Raw genomic sequence first — 13,721 nt, forward strand, 5'->3', positions numbered from 1 at the left:
GCCGGCGCCTACAGGGGGGCAGGACGCCTGGCTCTTGGTTTTTTCGTCAGGTGATAGGGGCTTCGTAGGCGGCCACGGCAAAGCCATAGACGGTGGCCGGTTGCAGCCGCACTTTGCTGGCAGGGCCGCCGGTGGCCGGCACACTCAGGGTTTCCCCCGGCAACACGTAGGTGCGTGGCAGCATGGCCTTGCCATCGCCGGGCAGCAGGCGCAGTTCCTGGGCCAGGCGCACTACATACGGGCTGTCGTTGCGCACCTGCAGGGTGTTGCCGTGCTGCGACCAGGTGAGGCCGGTCCAGGGCGTGCGATTGGGCGCCAGGCCTTTTGGATGAATGATCACCGGCAGGTTCTGGCGGACCGTCACCCCCACACGGGCATGCCCCGCTTCGGTGGCCGGGCGGCCCTGGGGCATACCTTCGAAGATCGCCCGCTTCAGCCGTTGGGTCAGCAGCGGTTGCGGGCTTTGCAGGATAAACCGCACCAGTTGCGATTTGCCCGCCTCCACCCGCGACAGCGGCGGCGTGACCACCAGCAGCGGTTCGCTGTCTTCGGGAATGTCTTGCAAGGTGACGTGCAGCAGGGCCAGTTGGCTGTCGGTGTTGGTGACCGAAACAGCGGCCTCACCTTCGGCTTCGTAGACGATGACCACGGAGGTATCCGGGACCATGCCGTCGGCCTGCGCAGGGGCGCCAAACAGCAGTGTCAGGGCCACGATGCAGGCCCTGGTGTTGAACAATGTCGTCGTCATGACGGGGTTTTCCATGGGGGCTGCGTGAAGAGGTCAGAGGTAGCGCAAGTCCAGCACGATGGAGCCATCGAGCGGCACTTCCTGATTGAGGGTCAGGTACTGGGCGAAGTTGATGGACGTGTCGATGCGCAACTGGGCGCTCAACTGGCCGATAAAGTCGGGTTGGCGGTCACCGGGCGGGGCAAAGCCGACATAGGATTTGGGGTAGGCATTGGGTTCCGGCGACCAGGTTTCACCGTTGTCGCTGGAGGCCAGGGTTTGCATGGGTTGCGCGTCACCCACCGGGTTGCGGTAAGACAGCGCCACCGATCCCAGGCGCTCGGCCGGGACGTGAATGTTGCGGCCCAGGCCGTAGAAAAAACCGGGCGCCAGTGAGGACTCGGCGCGGTTGTCCAGCCCCACCAGGGCAAACAGCATCGGCCTGTTGCACTGCACGTTGAGCTCCAGCAATCGGCTGGGCAGCACGGTGAACTCGTTGGAGATCAATGTATGGGCAGGAATCTTCCCGTGATCGACCGTGCCGTCGTCAGACAGCGTGACGTGGCAGGCATCCGGTGTCAGGCGGCCGGTCACTACAAGGTCGACAAAGGAAGCGGCTAAGGTCGCCGCAGTGGTCGTCAACAAAAGCAATACTGTCAGGAGGCGAGGGAGCGTGTTCATCAGTGGGCGCCACGGGTCGGGGTGAATGCGGGCGATACAAAAACAACGCCCATGCCGCAGAGGGGTTGCCAGGCATGGGCGCCCATGGCGTTACAGGTATTTCACTTCAAGGGTTGCCGAGCCGTCGAGGGTGACCTCGTTGCTCAGGTCCAGGCTGTCGGTACGGGCGATGCTGGTGACGACCAGCAGCTCGGTGACCATTTCCTTGACGGAGGCGGGCTGGGTGGCGTCGTCCAGGGCGGCGACTGCCATGTACAAGCCCGCGTCCCAGAACTTCTCGCTGTACCAGGTGTTGCCGCCGTCCCCGGAAGCAATCGGTTGCATCGCCACGCCATCGGCCACGGGATTGCGCAAGGTCAGTTGATACCAGCCCAGCTTCTGGGTGCCGTTGATCAGGCCCAGGCCGTAGTCGGAGGCCACGGTGGAGGATCCGGCACGGTTATCGATGGAGTGCAGGGCAAACTGAATCGGCGCATCGCACAGCACAGCCAGGGTGATGACGTGGCTGCCGATATGCGTCGGGTTGTCGGGGCGCAAGTCCTTGGCGGAAATCTTGCCGTGGTCGATCACCCCGCCGCCGGACAGGTTGGGGGTGCAGGCGCTGGGCACAATCAATCCCTTGACGGTGAGGTCGACGGTCGATGCGGCGTAGGTGGTGGCGCAACCGAGCAGCATCAGGCTGGTGGCGAGGGCGGTAAACAGGGGCTTCATGGGGACGAATTCCTTTCGATTAGGTTTATAGATAGGTGACTTGGACCGTGGCGTGCCCATCGACGGGGACTTCGTCGGTCAGGGTCAGGCCATCGGCGGGGGCGATGTGGGTGTACAGGCGGATCTGTGCGTCGAAGTCCCGTACCGCAATCGGCACCAGTTGGTTGCCCAGGGCGACGGCCGTCAGCATGTTGTGGGTGAGCAGGCTGGTGGGTAGCCAGGTCACGCCGCCGTCCACGGAAGTGATGGTGCGCACCGCCACACCATCGGCCACGGGGGCATACAGATGGAACGCGGCACCGCCGAGTTTTTCCCCTTCTGCCGTCATGCCCAGGCCATGCCAGCTGGCGTGGTTGGCCGAGGAACCGGCGCGGTTGTCGACCGTGGTCAGGGTGAAGAACGTCGGCGCCTCGCAGCGCACGCTCAACTGCATGGATTGGCTGGGCAGTGCGGTGTACTGCTCGGCCTGGAGATCCCTGGCGGCCATTTTTCCGTAGTCGACCATGCCACCGCCGGAGATCAGCGGCGCACAGGCGCTGGGGGTAATGGTGCCTTTGACGGCGAGGTCGGTGCTGCTGGCGGCCAGGGCCAGTGGCGAGGCGGCAAGCCACAACACGGCCAATGGAATAGCGGTGGAAAAATGCATGATTGGAACCTTCCGTGTGGACGGGGTTTTAGTTACAGGTACAGCACTTCCAGGGTCGCGGAGCCGTCGATGGGCGTCTCTTGACTGAAGTCGAACTGGTCGGCACGGGCGATGCTGGCGCCGACTTCCAGGTCCATCACCAGGCTCTTGACCGGCAGCAGGGTGGTGGCGTCGTCTAGGGCGCCGGCGCCCCATAGGGTCTGCAGTTCCCAGTTGCGCTCGTTGTACCAGGTGCGGCCACCGTCACCGGAGGCGATAGGTTGCACACTCACGCCGTCGGCGAGCATGTTCAGCGGGGTCAGGTAAAACCGGCCCAACCGCTTGTCGCCATTGACCAGGCCCAGGCCGAAGTCGCTGCCGCTGGTGGAGGTGCCACTGCGGTTGTCGATGGGGTTGAGGGCGAAGGGAATGGTTGCGTCGCAATCGATGGTCAATTGCAGCGTCACCCGGGGCAATGAGGTGGGATTGTTCTGGAGCAGGTCCTTGGCGGCGATTTTTCCGTGGTCCACCACGCCCCCGGCGGAAAGCGCGGGAGTACAGGCATTCGGGGTGATCAGGCCTTTGACGGCCAGGTCCACGCTGCTGGCGGCGAAGGCGGAGGTAGCGCTGGCGAGCAACAGGGCGGTGCCCACCAGGTTTAGCGACTTGTTCATTTCAGGTTGTTCCAGTGCAAGTTCGGCGATTGATGCGTGCAGCCGGCAGTGCCTGTCCCTTGGAGGGGGCGGGTTGCAAGGCGGCTTGGCGTATCTGTTTCGGGGTGGCCGCAGTGCAGCCTGCCCGTTCCCTCTGATTGGGGTGGAGCGCAATTTAGCGACGGGGGGGAGCGGGGGAAATACAACTATTACGACAATCACCGGGAGGCGGAAATCAGTTTTGTTTGTGTCGGAATAGGTTGCTGGATATGTAGGAAAGTTGGGTTTTTCGTAGTTGTTGCATCGTCATGCCGCCATCCATAAGGCTATTTTCAGGCGGCGATAGCAGTCATTAGGGTTTGGCTGTTGCGTCAGCGCCCTCGTGCGCTGCAGGACGGATCGTCACAATGAGGTGAACATGGAGACTGACGTATCGTTGAGCGCAGTGCTTTCCCGTGAATTGACACCCTCGAGCGCCCCCCCACTGCATTGGCAGCACCTGACCGTATTGGTGGTGGAAGACCACTCCACCTACCGCGCGCTGATGGGCTGGTTCCTGAAAAAACTGGGGCTGGGCCATCACTTGGTTGGCGACGGGCAACACGGCCTGGCTGCCCTGGCCGAACGTCCGTTCGATCTGGTGATCAGCGATTGCCAGATGCCACTGATGGACGGCTACACCATGAGCCGGGCGATCCGCCTGCGCGAACACACCAACGCACAGCGGCGTGTACCGATCATTGCCTTGACCGGCAACCTGGTCCACGACGATCCCCAACGCTGTCGTGATGCCGGCATGGACGCCTGGTTGCTCAAGCCGCTGAGCCTCGAGCAACTGCATGGCGTGCTGGCGCTATGGCTACCCGGCCCGGCCACCATCGCCCCGAGTGCCATCGCGCCGGTGCCCTGGCCGACCCGTGCCGGCCTGATCGAGACCTTTGGCGATGCCCGCGTAGTGGACCAGATGCTCACCAGCCTGCTGTGCGAAGCCCGGGAAGACAGCGCCGCCCTGGCTCACGCGCGCCAAGCCCTGGATGCGCCGTTGACCGCCGAGCGCCTGCACCGCCTGGTGGGCAGCCTGGCGTTCCTCGGCGTCGCCGAACTGGAGCTGCGCGGGATGAGCCTGATCGAGCGCATCCACACCCAGGGCATAGTGCTGAGCAAACAGCAGTTGGACGCCTTCCAGGAGGACTTGCTGGCGTACCTTCGTTACTTGGGGGCGTTGTGATCAGGGGGGCTTGTAGGTCATTGCCAATCTGTACTGCGGGTTATGTATGTAGGTAATTTCTGTTTACTTTGTAGGCTTTAAAAAAATCACTACAAAACACTGATCGCCACGCAAAAGCCTGGGGTATGGACGGTTGTTGAGGGCCGCCGGCGAGGGTATTTTGCGGGCTCAGTTGCCATCATCCGTGGGGATTTATGCTTCGCGTAATTATTGCTGACGATCATCCCATTGTGCGTATCGGGCAGAGAGTGGTGATCGAGGCGAACGGTCGGTGCAAAGTGGTGGGGGAGGCTGACGGGCCCGATGAGCTGCTGCGGTTACTGCAAACCACTGCGTGCGATGTGCTGGTGACCGACTTCGCCATGCCCGGCGGGCAGCAGGCCGATGGCTACGGCTTGCTCAGCCTGTTGCACCGCCAGTATCCACAGTTGCCGGTGATCCTGGTGACCATGTTTGCCAACGTCGCCACCCTACGGGCTTCTTTTGCCCATGGCGCCCAGGCCATTGTCGCCAAGAGTGCTTCGGCCAAGGAGTTGCCCCAGGCGATCAAGACGGTGAGCGCCGGCCAGACCTTTGTCAGTGAATGCCTGCGGGTGCAACTGGTGGAGGCAGGCACCGGCGATCAGTCGCAACAACCGCAATTGTCCGGCAAGGAACGGGAAGTGGTGCGCATGCTCGCCAGCGGCATGACGGTCAGCCAGATCGCTGCTCGGGTCAATCGCAGTATCTCCACCATTAGCAAACAGAAAAGCACGGCCATGAACCGCCTGTGTATTTCCACCGACGTGGATCTGTTCGCCTATGCCCGTAGCTGCGGCATGGTGCCTTAGGGGTTTACCCCTGGCATTCCCGGGATTGATGCCGATGGCGTTGCAGGCCATTGCACACTACCGTGACTGACTTCCCACCTTTGCCGGATGCAACCCATGAGCGACGCCCACAACGCCCTGATCAGCGAGTTCTACAGCGCCTTCCAGCGCCTGGATGCCGAGGCCATGAGTGCCTGCTACACCGAGGATGTGCGGTTCAGCGACCCGGCGTTCGGTGAACTGCGCGGGCGCGATGCCGGCGACATGTGGCGCATGCTCACCACCCGGGCCAAGGACTTTTCCCTGACCTTCGACCAGGTGCGCAGCGACGACACCCTCGGCAGCGCCCATTGGGTGGCGACGTATCTGTTCAGCCAGACCGGCAACACCGTGGTCAACGATATCCAGGCCCGTTTTGTGTTTCGCGACGGCAAGATCTGCGAGCACCACGACCATTTCGACCTGTGGCGTTGGTCGCGCCAGGCCCTGGGTGCGAAGGGCCTGCTGCTGGGCTGGACGCCGCTGGTGCGCAACGCGGTGCGCGCCCAGGCGTTGAAAGGGTTGAAGGCGTTCCAGGCCAGTCGTTGATAAGATTGGCGCTCTTTTCGTTTGCCAGAACCTTTTGTGAACAATCCACCTGAACCCATCGCGCCCAAGCCCTGGTTTGTCTACCTAGTGCGGGCGGCCAATGGCTCGCTCTATTGCGGGATCAGCAACGATCCGCTGCGCCGCTTTGCGATGCATCAGAGCGGCAAGGGCGCGCGGTTTTTCCTGTCCAGCCCGGCGGTCGCGCTGGTGTATACCGAGGCCTGCGCGAGCAAGGGCGAGGCGCTGCGCCAGGAACGCCTGATAAAAAAGCTCAAGAAAAGCGCCAAGGAGTGTCTGGCCCGGGCTTATCAATCTGACTGATCAGTTCCCATCAGGCCAATGGCTAGGCCGCAGGGTTTTTGCACGATAATCTGGCCGCTCCTTCATCTGGCGGAGTCCGGCATGTCTGAGTTGATCCTGCACCACTACCCCCAATCCCCTTTCGCGGAAAAAGCCCGCCTGCTCCTGGGCTACAAAGGACTGTCCTGGCATTCGGTGACCATTCCCCCGGTGATGCCCAAGCCCGACCTGACGGCCCTGACCGGCGGCTACCGTAAAACCCCGGTGCTGCAAGTGGGTGCAGATATTTACTGCGACACTGCGCTGATCGCACGCCGCCTGGAACAGGAAAAGGCCACGCCGCCGCTGTTTCCCGAAGGCCAGGAACTGGTCAGCCAGAGCTTTGCCGCCTGGGCCGATTCGGTGGTGTTTTCCCATGCCGTGGCCTTGGTGTTCCAGCCCGAATCCCTGGCCGTGAAATTTGCCAAGGTGCCGCCGCAGTTGCTGCAGGTGCTGGTGGCCGACCGCAGCAAGATGTTCGGCGACGGCAGCGCCAGCCGCGTGCAACTGGACGTGGCGCGGCACCAGTGGCCGGCAATCATTGCGCGCCTTGAGCAGCAATTGCAGCGCCAGTCGGGGGATTTCCTGTTTGGCGAGCCATCGATTGCCGACTTTGCCATGGCCCATCCGTTGTGGTTCCTCAAAGGCTCGTCGGTGACCTCGCCGCTGGTGGATAACTATCCGGCTGCCAGCGCCTGGCTGACGCGGGTCCTGGGCTTTGGGCATGGCACTGCCAGCGAGATGAGTGCCAAGCAGGCCCTGGAAATCGCCCGCGATAGCGCGCCTGCAGCGTTGCCGGATGAAGTGTTTGCAGAGCCCAACGGGTTCAAGGTCGGCCAGCAAGTGACCATCGCCGCGACCGACTACGGCGTCGACCCGGTGGCGGGGGAGTTGATGTTTGCCGGCCGTGAAGAACTGATCCTGCGTCGCGAGGATGAGCGCGGCGGCACTGTGCATGTGCACTTTCCGCGCCTGGGCTTCTTAATCCGTTAATCAAACCGCTGTAGGCGCGGGTTTGCTCTAATGCGCAGATCGCCTGTGGGAGCGGGCAACCCCGCTCCCACATTTGATCTGCGCTTAACTGATCGGCATTAGGGCTTGCTCGCGCCTACAGGTTCAGGGCGGACAGGATGGCATCCGGGTTGTAGTCGCGAATCTGCGTGCCATTCACGTCCACAAATGGAATCCCGCCGCCTCCCAGGGCCTCATAGGCCTTGCGCCCCTGGGTATCCTTTTCGATATCCACGCTCTTGTAGGGAATGCCTTTCTGATCGAGGAACCGCTGGGTCTGCTTGCAGTACCCGCACCACTCGGTGGTGTACAGCGTCACCCGGGCGGTGGCCCGCACCTGCTCCGGCACCACCTGCGAGGGGTTGAACAACCGCTCGATCTTGCCCCAGTTCTGGATCGCCACCACCACCAGCAGCACCAGCAGGACTTTCTTCAGGACCCCGCCGAGCATCAGTTACGGCGCTTGAGCTGGTCGGTCAGTTGGGTCGGCAAGCCCTTGATGATCAGGGTGCCGGCGGCTTCGTCATACTCGATCTTGTCGCCCAGCAGGTGCGCTTCAAAGCTGATGGACAAGCCTTCGGCGCGCCCGGTGAAGCGGCGGAACTGGTTGAGGGTGCGCTTATCGGCGGGGATTTCCGGTGACAGGCCGTAGTCCTTGTTGCGGATATGGTCGTAGAACGCCTTTGGCCGATCTTCATCGATCAAGCCCGACAGTTCTTCCAGGCCCATCGGCTCGCCGAGCTTGGCCTGGCTGCTGGCGTAGTCCACCAGGGTCTTGGTCTTCTCGCGGGCGGACTCGTCCGGCAGGTCTTCGCTCTCGACGAAGTCGCTGAAGGCCTTGAGCAGGGTGCGCGTCTCGCCCGGGCCGTCGACGCCTTCCTGGCAGCCGATAAAGTCGCGGAAGTACTCCGAGACCTTCTTGCCGTTCTTACCCTTGATAAACGAGATGTACTGCTTGGACTGCTTGTTGTTCTGCCATTCGGACACGTTGATCCGTGCCGCCAGGTGCAACTGGCCCAGGTCCAGGTGGCGCGAGGGCGTCACGTCCAGCTCGTCGGTCACCGCCACGCCTTCGCTGTGGTGCAGCAGGGCGATGGCCAGGTAGTCGGTCATGCCCTGTTGATAGTGGGCAAACAGCACGTGGCCGCCGACAGAGAGGTTGGATTCCTCCATCAGCTTCTGCAGGTGTTCCACGGCAATCCGGCTGAAGGCGGTGAAATCCTTGGCGCCGTCGAAATATTCCTTCAACCAGCCGCTGAACGGGTGCGCGCCGGACTCGGCATGGAACAAACCCCAGGCCTTGCCTTGCTTGGCGTTATAGCTCTCGTTGAGGTCGGCGAGCATGTTCTCGATGGCGGCGGACTCGGCCAGTTCGGAGTCACGGGCGTGGAGAACTGCGGGCGTGCCGTCGGGTTTTTTGTCGATCAGGTGGACGATGCAGTGACGGATCGGCATGGGCTTCTCGGCTGGTTGGGCGGGAGCGGTTGGCCTCCCGGAAAAAGTCGCCAGTGTACCGCACCCGTTGGTCGCGGCGTCGTTTGCAGCGGTTTTGGCAGGCCTCTGACGGCCCATATGCCTTTTTTTCACGGTTTAGAGCGATAAAGCTGACCAAATGGGTAGGTAGAAGCGGATATTTCCCCGTCTCTGTGCTAGTTTTGCCCCGTCTTACGCGATGTATCGGCGTTAAGCGTGCATTCAGCATTTGTCAGGTCGAACCAAACCCCGTTTCAAGCATCTATAACCCCGATCTCTCGCGGTTATGGCCAGGGGTGCCAGGCCTTGACGGTCGGGCTCGATGGCTGACACTGCACTCTGCAATCCAAATGAATTTGATAGGGAAGGAACACCACAATGGCTTTGACTAAAGACCAACTGATCGCTGATATCGCCGAATCCACTGACACCACCAAGGTTCAAGTACGTGCAGTACTGGAGCAACTGGCTCAGATCGTTGGTGACCAGCTGGACAACGGCGGCGAAATCACTCTGCCAGGTGTTGGCAAGCTGAAAGTGGCCGAGCGTCCAGCCCGTACCGGCCGTAACCCTTCGACTGGCGCTGCCATCGAAATCGCTGCGAAGAAAGTGATCAAGCTGGTTGTGGCCAAAGGCCTGACCGACTCGATCAACAAGTAAGACGCAGCAAAAAAAACCGTGCATCGGAGCGATCCGGGCACGGTTTTTTGTTGCCTGCGATTTGCCTCTAGCGCACCCAGCGCTGGCGCCAGATCTGCTGCTCGTTCTTGGTCTGGAAGGTCCATGCCACAAAACGGCTCTGTTTCTGGCCCTGGGACATCTCCACCACCTGGCTTTCCAGGACCCCGGCCTTTTTCAGCGCGGTCTCGATGGCAGGCAGGTTGGATGCTTTTGATACCAGGGTGCTGAACCACAGCACTTTATGCGCAAAATGCGCGCTTTCGGCGATCAATTGCGTGACAAACCGCGCCTCACCGCCCTCGCACCACAGCTCTGCCGATTGGCCGCCGAAGTTCAATACCGGCAATTTGCGCTTGGGATCGGCCTTGCCCAGGGCACGCCACTTGCGCTCGCTGCCTTTGGTCGCTTCATCCATGGAGGCATGGAAGGGCGGGTTGCACATGGTCAGGTCAAAACGCTCACCCGGCTCCAGCAGCCCCAGCAGAATATGCTTGGGATTGGTTTGCTGGCGCAGTTGGATGACCTTGCTCAGGTCGTTGGACTGCACAATGGCCTTGGCGGCGGCCACGGCGGTCGGGTCGATCTCGGAGCCGAGGAAGTTCCAGCGGTAGTCCATGTAGCCGATCAGCGGATAGACGCAGTTGGCGCCCATGCCGATGTCCAGCACCTTGACGATCGAGCCACGGGGAATCTTGCCGTCGTTGACGCTGGCCAGCAGGTCGGCGAGGAAGTGCACGTAATCGGCACGGCCCGGCACCGGTGGGCACAGGTAGTCAGCCGGGATATCCCAGTGCTGCACGCCATAGAACGCCTTGAGCAGCGCCCGGTTGAACACCCGCACCGCGTCCGGGCTGGCGAAGTCGATGCTTTCCTTGCCGTAGGGGTTGAGGATCACATACTGGGCTAGTTCTGGCGTGGTCTTGATCAGCGCGGGGAAGTCGTAACGGCCCTGGTGGCGGTTGCGCGGGTGCAGGGTCGCTTCCTTGCGCGGCGCGACGGGCTTGGCCGTGGCGGCGGTTTTCGGCTTCTTGCGGGGCGGTTTGGGTGTGCTGGGGGCGGTCATGATGATTCTGGTGTTGGCTCAAAGTGGCGGCCATTGTCACACATCCTGAGCCCAACCCGTTCAACTGTAGGAGCCGGCTTGCCGGCGATGCGGGTGACTCGGTGTATCGGGCAGACCGAGGTGATGCTATTGCCGGCAAGCCGGCTCCTACATTGATTGGGTTTGCAGGGCCAAAAAAAAGAGACCCGAGGGTCTCTTTTTTACGCAGGCCGGCCTTTACAGGCTGGAAATCCGCGCATGTTGCTCCGCCAGCTTGCCCAACGCCTGTTCGGCCTCGGCCAGCTTGGCGCGTTCCTTGTCGATGACTTCGGCCGGGGCCTTGTCCACGAACGCCGCATTGGACAGCTTGCCGCCGACGCGCTGCACTTCGCCCTGCAAACGCAGGATTTCCTTGTCCAGGCGTGCCAGTTCGGCGCCTTTGTCGATCAGGCCGGCCATCGGCACCAGCACTTCCATCTCGCCAACCAGTGCGGTGGCAGACAGCGGTGCTTCGGCGCCATCAGCCAATACGGTGATTGACTCCAGCTTCGCCAGCTTCTTGAGCAAGGCGTCGTTCTCGGTGAGACGGCGCAGGTCTTCGGCACTGGCGTTCTTCACGAACACTGCCAAAGGCTTGCCCGGGCCGATGTTCATCTCGGCGCGGATGTTGCGCGTGCCGAGCATCAGGGCCTTGAGCCATTCGATATCGCTTTCGGCGGCCTCGTCGATGCGGGCTTCATTGGCCACCGGCCAAGGTTGCAGCATGATGGTCTTGCCTTCGATACCGGCCAGCGGCGCCAGGCGCTGCCAGATTTCTTCGGTGATGAACGGCATGAACGGATGCGCCAGGCGCAACGCCACTTCCAGCACGCGCACCAGGGTGCGACGGGTGCCGCGCTGGCGCTCGATCGGTGCGTTCTCGTCCCACAGCACCGGCTTGGACAGTTCCAGGTACCAGTCGCAATACTGGTTCCAGATGAACTCGTACAGCGCTTGTGCGGCCAGGTCGAAACGGAACTGGTCGAGTTGGCGGGTCACTTCGGCTTCGGTGCGCTGCAACTGCGAGATGATCCAGCGATCAGCCAGGGACAGCTCAAAGGCTTCGCCGTTCTGGCCGCAGTCTTCGCCCTTGTCCAGCACGTAGCGCGCCGCGTTCCAGATTTTGTTGCAGAAGTTGCGATAGCCTTCGACGCGGCCCATGTCGAACTTAATGTCGCGACCGGTGGACGCCAGCGAGCAGAAGGTGAAGCGCAGGGCATCGGTGCCGTAGCTGGCGATGCCGTCGGCGAACTCGTCGCGGGTCTGCTTCTCGATCTTTTTCGCCAGTTTCGGCTGCATCAGGCCCGAGGTGCGCTTTTGCACCAGGGTTTCCAGGTCGATGCCGTCGATGATGTCCAGCGGGTCCAGCACGTTGCCCTTGGACTTGGACATCTTCTGGCCCTGGCCATCACGCACCAGGCCGTGTACGTACACGGTCTTGAACGGCACCTGCGGGGTGCCATCCTCGTTCTTCACCAAATGCATGGTGAGCATGATCATCCGGGCAACCCAGAAGAAAATGATGTCGAAACCGGTGACCAGCACGTCGGTGGAGTGGAATTTCTTCAGGAACTCAGTCTGCTGCGGCCAGCCCAGGGTCGAGAAGGTCCACAGGCCCGAACTGAACCAGGTGTCCAGTACGTCGTTGTCCTGTTGCAGCGCCACGTCCGCACCGAGGTTGTGCTTGGCGCGCACTTCGGCTTCATCGCGGCCGACGTAGACCTTGCCCGACTCGTCGTACCAGGCCGGAATGCGGTGGCCCCACCACAACTGACGGCTGATGCACCAATCCTGGATATCGCGCATCCACGAGAAGTACATGTTTTCGTACTGTTTGGGCACGAACTGGATACGGCCATCTTCCACGGCAGCAATCGCAGGTTCTGCCAACGGCTTGGTGGAGACGTACCACTGGTCGGTCAGCCACGGCTCGATCACCGTGCCGGAGCGGTCGCCTTTCGGTACTTTCAGGGCGTGGTCATCCACGCTGACCAACAGGCCGGCGGCATCGAACGCGGCAACGATCTGCTTGCGTGCTTCAAAGCGGTCGAGGCCGGCGTATTCGGCCGGGATCTTGCCGTCGATGCTGTCGTTCAGCGTACCGTCGAGGTTGAACACCTGGCAGGCCGGCAGAACGGCGGCGTTCTTGTCGAAGATGTTCAGCAGCGGCAGGTTATGGCGCTTGCCGACTTCGTAGTCGTTGAAATCGTGGGCCGGGGTGATTTTCACGCAGCCGGTGCCGAATTCAGGGTCGCAGTAATCATCGGCGATGATCGGGATGCGGCGGCCGACCAATGGCAGCTCGACGAATTTACCGATCAGGGCCTGGTAGCGTTCGTCTTGCGGGTTAACGGCCACGGCGGCGTCGCCGAGCATGGTTTCCGGACGGGTGGTGGCGACGATCAGGTAGTCGTTGCCTTCGGCGGTCTTGGCGCCATCGGCCAGCGGGTACTTGAGATTCCACAGGAAACCTTTCTCGTCGTGGTTTTCCACTTCAAGGTCGGAAATCGCCGTGTGCAGCTTGGTATCCCAGTTCACCAGGCGCTTGCCGCGGTAGATCAGGCCATCTTCGTGCAGGCGCACGAAAGCTTCCTTGACCGCTTCCGACAGGCCGTCGTCCATGGTGAAACGCTCGCGGCTCCAGTCTACGGACGAGCCGAGGCGACGGATCTGACGGCTGATATTGCCGCCGGACTGGTCCTTCCATTCCCAGATTTTTTCCAGGAATTTCTCGCGGCCCAGGTCGTGACGGCTCTGGCCGGTGGCTTCCAGTTGGCGTTCCACCAGCATCTGGGTGGCAATGCCGGCATGGTCGGTGCCCGGCTGCCACAGGGTGTTGCGACCCTGCATGCGGCGGAAACGGATCAGGGCGTCCATGATCGCGTTGTTGAAACCGTGACCCATGTGCAGGCTGCCGGTGACGTTCGGTGGCGGGATCATGATGGTGTAGGACTCGCCCGCACCTTGCGGAGCGAAATAGTTCTCGGACTCCCAGGTCTGGTACCAGGAAGTTTCAATAGCGTGCGGCTGGTAGGTCTTATCCATGCGCGGCGGGACCCTAGTTGGCATTTATTCAGGAAAGCCGACAAGTATAACGAGGGATAGGGGAGAGGG

The 13,721-nt window shown here is 61.8% G+C and carries 15 protein-coding genes; 6 read left to right on the top strand and 9 right to left on the bottom strand.

The genetic code is table 11. From position 1 onward, the window contains the following. Positions 1 to 46 precede the first annotated feature (46 nt). From HBO11_RS11275 to HBO11_RS11295, 5 genes are all read right to left on the bottom strand, one after another. Positions 47 to 748 (bottom strand): fimbria/pilus chaperone family protein, encoded by a 702-nt coding sequence (locus tag HBO11_RS11275; RefSeq protein ID WP_169954522.1) that lies wholly within the window; start codon positions 746 to 748, stop codon positions 47 to 49. Positions 749 to 781: 33 nt separating this feature from the next. Next, the gene (locus HBO11_RS11280) at positions 782 to 1,408 is read right to left on the bottom strand and encodes a DUF1120 domain-containing protein (RefSeq protein WP_169954521.1); all 627 of its coding nucleotides are present in this window, start codon (positions 1,406 to 1,408) and stop codon (positions 782 to 784) included. A gap of 90 nt (positions 1,409 to 1,498) precedes the next feature. Continuing rightward, entirely contained in the window at positions 1,499 to 2,119 is a 621-nt protein-coding gene (locus tag HBO11_RS11285; protein WP_169954520.1) for a DUF1120 domain-containing protein, read from the bottom strand. A 25-nt stretch (positions 2,120 to 2,144) separates the two neighbouring features. Beyond that, the gene (locus tag HBO11_RS11290; protein ID WP_169954519.1) at positions 2,145 to 2,765 is read right to left on the bottom strand and encodes a DUF1120 domain-containing protein; all 621 of its coding nucleotides are present in this window, start codon (positions 2,763 to 2,765) and stop codon (positions 2,145 to 2,147) included. A 32-nt stretch (positions 2,766 to 2,797) separates the two neighbouring features. Next, entirely contained in the window at positions 2,798 to 3,418 is a 621-nt protein-coding gene (locus HBO11_RS11295) for a DUF1120 domain-containing protein (protein WP_169954518.1), read from the bottom strand. 397 nt (positions 3,419 to 3,815) lie between these two features. On the opposite strand from HBO11_RS11295, the gene HBO11_RS11300 reads away from it, so the two are divergent. The 5 genes from HBO11_RS11300 to HBO11_RS11320 all read left to right on the top strand — a co-directional run bounded on the left by HBO11_RS11300 (position 3,816) and on the right by HBO11_RS11320 (position 7,354). After that, positions 3,816 to 4,625 carry a response regulator gene (locus HBO11_RS11300; RefSeq protein ID WP_169954517.1) on the top strand — a complete coding sequence of 270 codons (810 nt, stop codon included), beginning with the start codon at positions 3,816 to 3,818 and terminating at the stop codon, positions 4,623 to 4,625. A gap of 194 nt (positions 4,626 to 4,819) precedes the next feature. Then, positions 4,820 to 5,455, top strand: a complete 636-nt coding sequence (locus HBO11_RS11305; protein ID WP_169954516.1) for a response regulator transcription factor — start codon at positions 4,820 to 4,822, stop codon at positions 5,453 to 5,455. Positions 5,456 to 5,551: 96 nt separating this feature from the next. Then, positions 5,552 to 6,022 carry a nuclear transport factor 2 family protein gene (locus tag HBO11_RS11310; protein WP_169954515.1) on the top strand — a complete coding sequence of 157 codons (471 nt, stop codon included), beginning with the start codon at positions 5,552 to 5,554 and terminating at the stop codon, positions 6,020 to 6,022. Between the two features lie 36 nt (positions 6,023 to 6,058). After that, a complete protein-coding gene (locus tag HBO11_RS11315) occupies positions 6,059 to 6,343 on the top strand; it encodes a GIY-YIG nuclease family protein (protein WP_346266476.1) in 285 nt (94 codons plus the stop codon). A gap of 81 nt (positions 6,344 to 6,424) precedes the next feature. Then, positions 6,425 to 7,354 (top strand): glutathione S-transferase family protein, encoded by a 930-nt coding sequence (locus HBO11_RS11320; RefSeq protein ID WP_169954513.1) that lies wholly within the window; start codon positions 6,425 to 6,427, stop codon positions 7,352 to 7,354. A 115-nt stretch (positions 7,355 to 7,469) separates the two neighbouring features. On the opposite strand, the gene HBO11_RS11325 is transcribed toward HBO11_RS11320, so the two are convergent. Then, on the bottom strand, positions 7,470 to 7,823 hold the full coding sequence (locus tag HBO11_RS11325) for a glutaredoxin family protein (protein ID WP_169954512.1): 354 nt from the start codon (positions 7,821 to 7,823) through the stop codon (positions 7,470 to 7,472). Further along, positions 7,823 to 8,827, bottom strand: coding sequence for a nucleoid-associated protein YejK (yejK, locus tag HBO11_RS11330; RefSeq protein WP_169954511.1), 1,005 nt, complete (start codon positions 8,825 to 8,827; stop codon positions 7,823 to 7,825). Before yejK ends, HBO11_RS11325 begins: the two co-directional genes overlap by 1 nt. Positions 8,828 to 9,223: 396 nt before the next feature. On the opposite strand from yejK, the gene HBO11_RS11335 reads away from it, so the two are divergent. Then, positions 9,224 to 9,505, top strand: a complete 282-nt coding sequence (locus HBO11_RS11335; RefSeq protein ID WP_169954510.1) for an HU family DNA-binding protein — start codon at positions 9,224 to 9,226, stop codon at positions 9,503 to 9,505. Positions 9,506 to 9,572: 67 nt separating this feature from the next. On the opposite strand, the gene rlmF is transcribed toward HBO11_RS11335, so the two are convergent. Both rlmF and HBO11_RS11345 read right to left on the bottom strand, forming a co-directional pair. Then, positions 9,573 to 10,589, bottom strand: a complete 1,017-nt coding sequence (gene rlmF, locus HBO11_RS11340) for a 23S rRNA (adenine(1618)-N(6))-methyltransferase RlmF (RefSeq protein ID WP_169954509.1) — start codon at positions 10,587 to 10,589, stop codon at positions 9,573 to 9,575. Positions 10,590 to 10,805: 216 nt separating this feature from the next. Next, positions 10,806 to 13,652, bottom strand: coding sequence for a valine--tRNA ligase (locus HBO11_RS11345; RefSeq protein ID WP_169954508.1), 2,847 nt, complete (start codon positions 13,650 to 13,652; stop codon positions 10,806 to 10,808). Between the last annotated feature and the right edge of the window lie 69 nt (positions 13,653 to 13,721).

Source organism: Pseudomonas sp. WS 5010, from assembly GCF_012985565.1.
Taxonomy (GTDB): Bacteria; Pseudomonadota; Gammaproteobacteria; order Pseudomonadales; family Pseudomonadaceae; genus Aquipseudomonas.

Coding starts and splice junctions, on each gene's coding strand:
- HBO11_RS11275 (WP_169954522.1), bottom strand. CDS start 748: ATGACGACGACATTGTTCAACACCAGGGCCTGCATCGTGGCCCTGACA.
- HBO11_RS11280 (WP_169954521.1), bottom strand. CDS start 1,408: ATGAACACGCTCCCTCGCCTCCTGACAGTATTGCTTTTGTTGACGACC.
- HBO11_RS11285 (WP_169954520.1), bottom strand. CDS start 2,119: ATGAAGCCCCTGTTTACCGCCCTCGCCACCAGCCTGATGCTGCTCGGT.
- HBO11_RS11290 (WP_169954519.1), bottom strand. CDS start 2,765: ATGCATTTTTCCACCGCTATTCCATTGGCCGTGTTGTGGCTTGCCGCC.
- HBO11_RS11295 (WP_169954518.1), bottom strand. CDS start 3,418: ATGAACAAGTCGCTAAACCTGGTGGGCACCGCCCTGTTGCTCGCCAGC.
- HBO11_RS11300 (WP_169954517.1), top strand. CDS start 3,816: ATGGAGACTGACGTATCGTTGAGCGCAGTGCTTTCCCGTGAATTGACA.
- HBO11_RS11305 (WP_169954516.1), top strand. CDS start 4,820: ATGCTTCGCGTAATTATTGCTGACGATCATCCCATTGTGCGTATCGGG.
- HBO11_RS11310 (WP_169954515.1), top strand. CDS start 5,552: ATGAGCGACGCCCACAACGCCCTGATCAGCGAGTTCTACAGCGCCTTC.
- HBO11_RS11320 (WP_169954513.1), top strand. CDS start 6,425: ATGTCTGAGTTGATCCTGCACCACTACCCCCAATCCCCTTTCGCGGAA.
- HBO11_RS11325 (WP_169954512.1), bottom strand. CDS start 7,823: ATGCTCGGCGGGGTCCTGAAGAAAGTCCTGCTGGTGCTGCTGGTGGTG.
- yejK (WP_169954511.1), bottom strand. CDS start 8,827: ATGCCGATCCGTCACTGCATCGTCCACCTGATCGACAAAAAACCCGAC.
- HBO11_RS11335 (WP_169954510.1), top strand. CDS start 9,224: ATGGCTTTGACTAAAGACCAACTGATCGCTGATATCGCCGAATCCACT.
- rlmF (WP_169954509.1), bottom strand. CDS start 10,589: ATGACCGCCCCCAGCACACCCAAACCGCCCCGCAAGAAGCCGAAAACC.
- HBO11_RS11345 (WP_169954508.1), bottom strand. CDS start 13,652: ATGGATAAGACCTACCAGCCGCACGCTATTGAAACTTCCTGGTACCAG.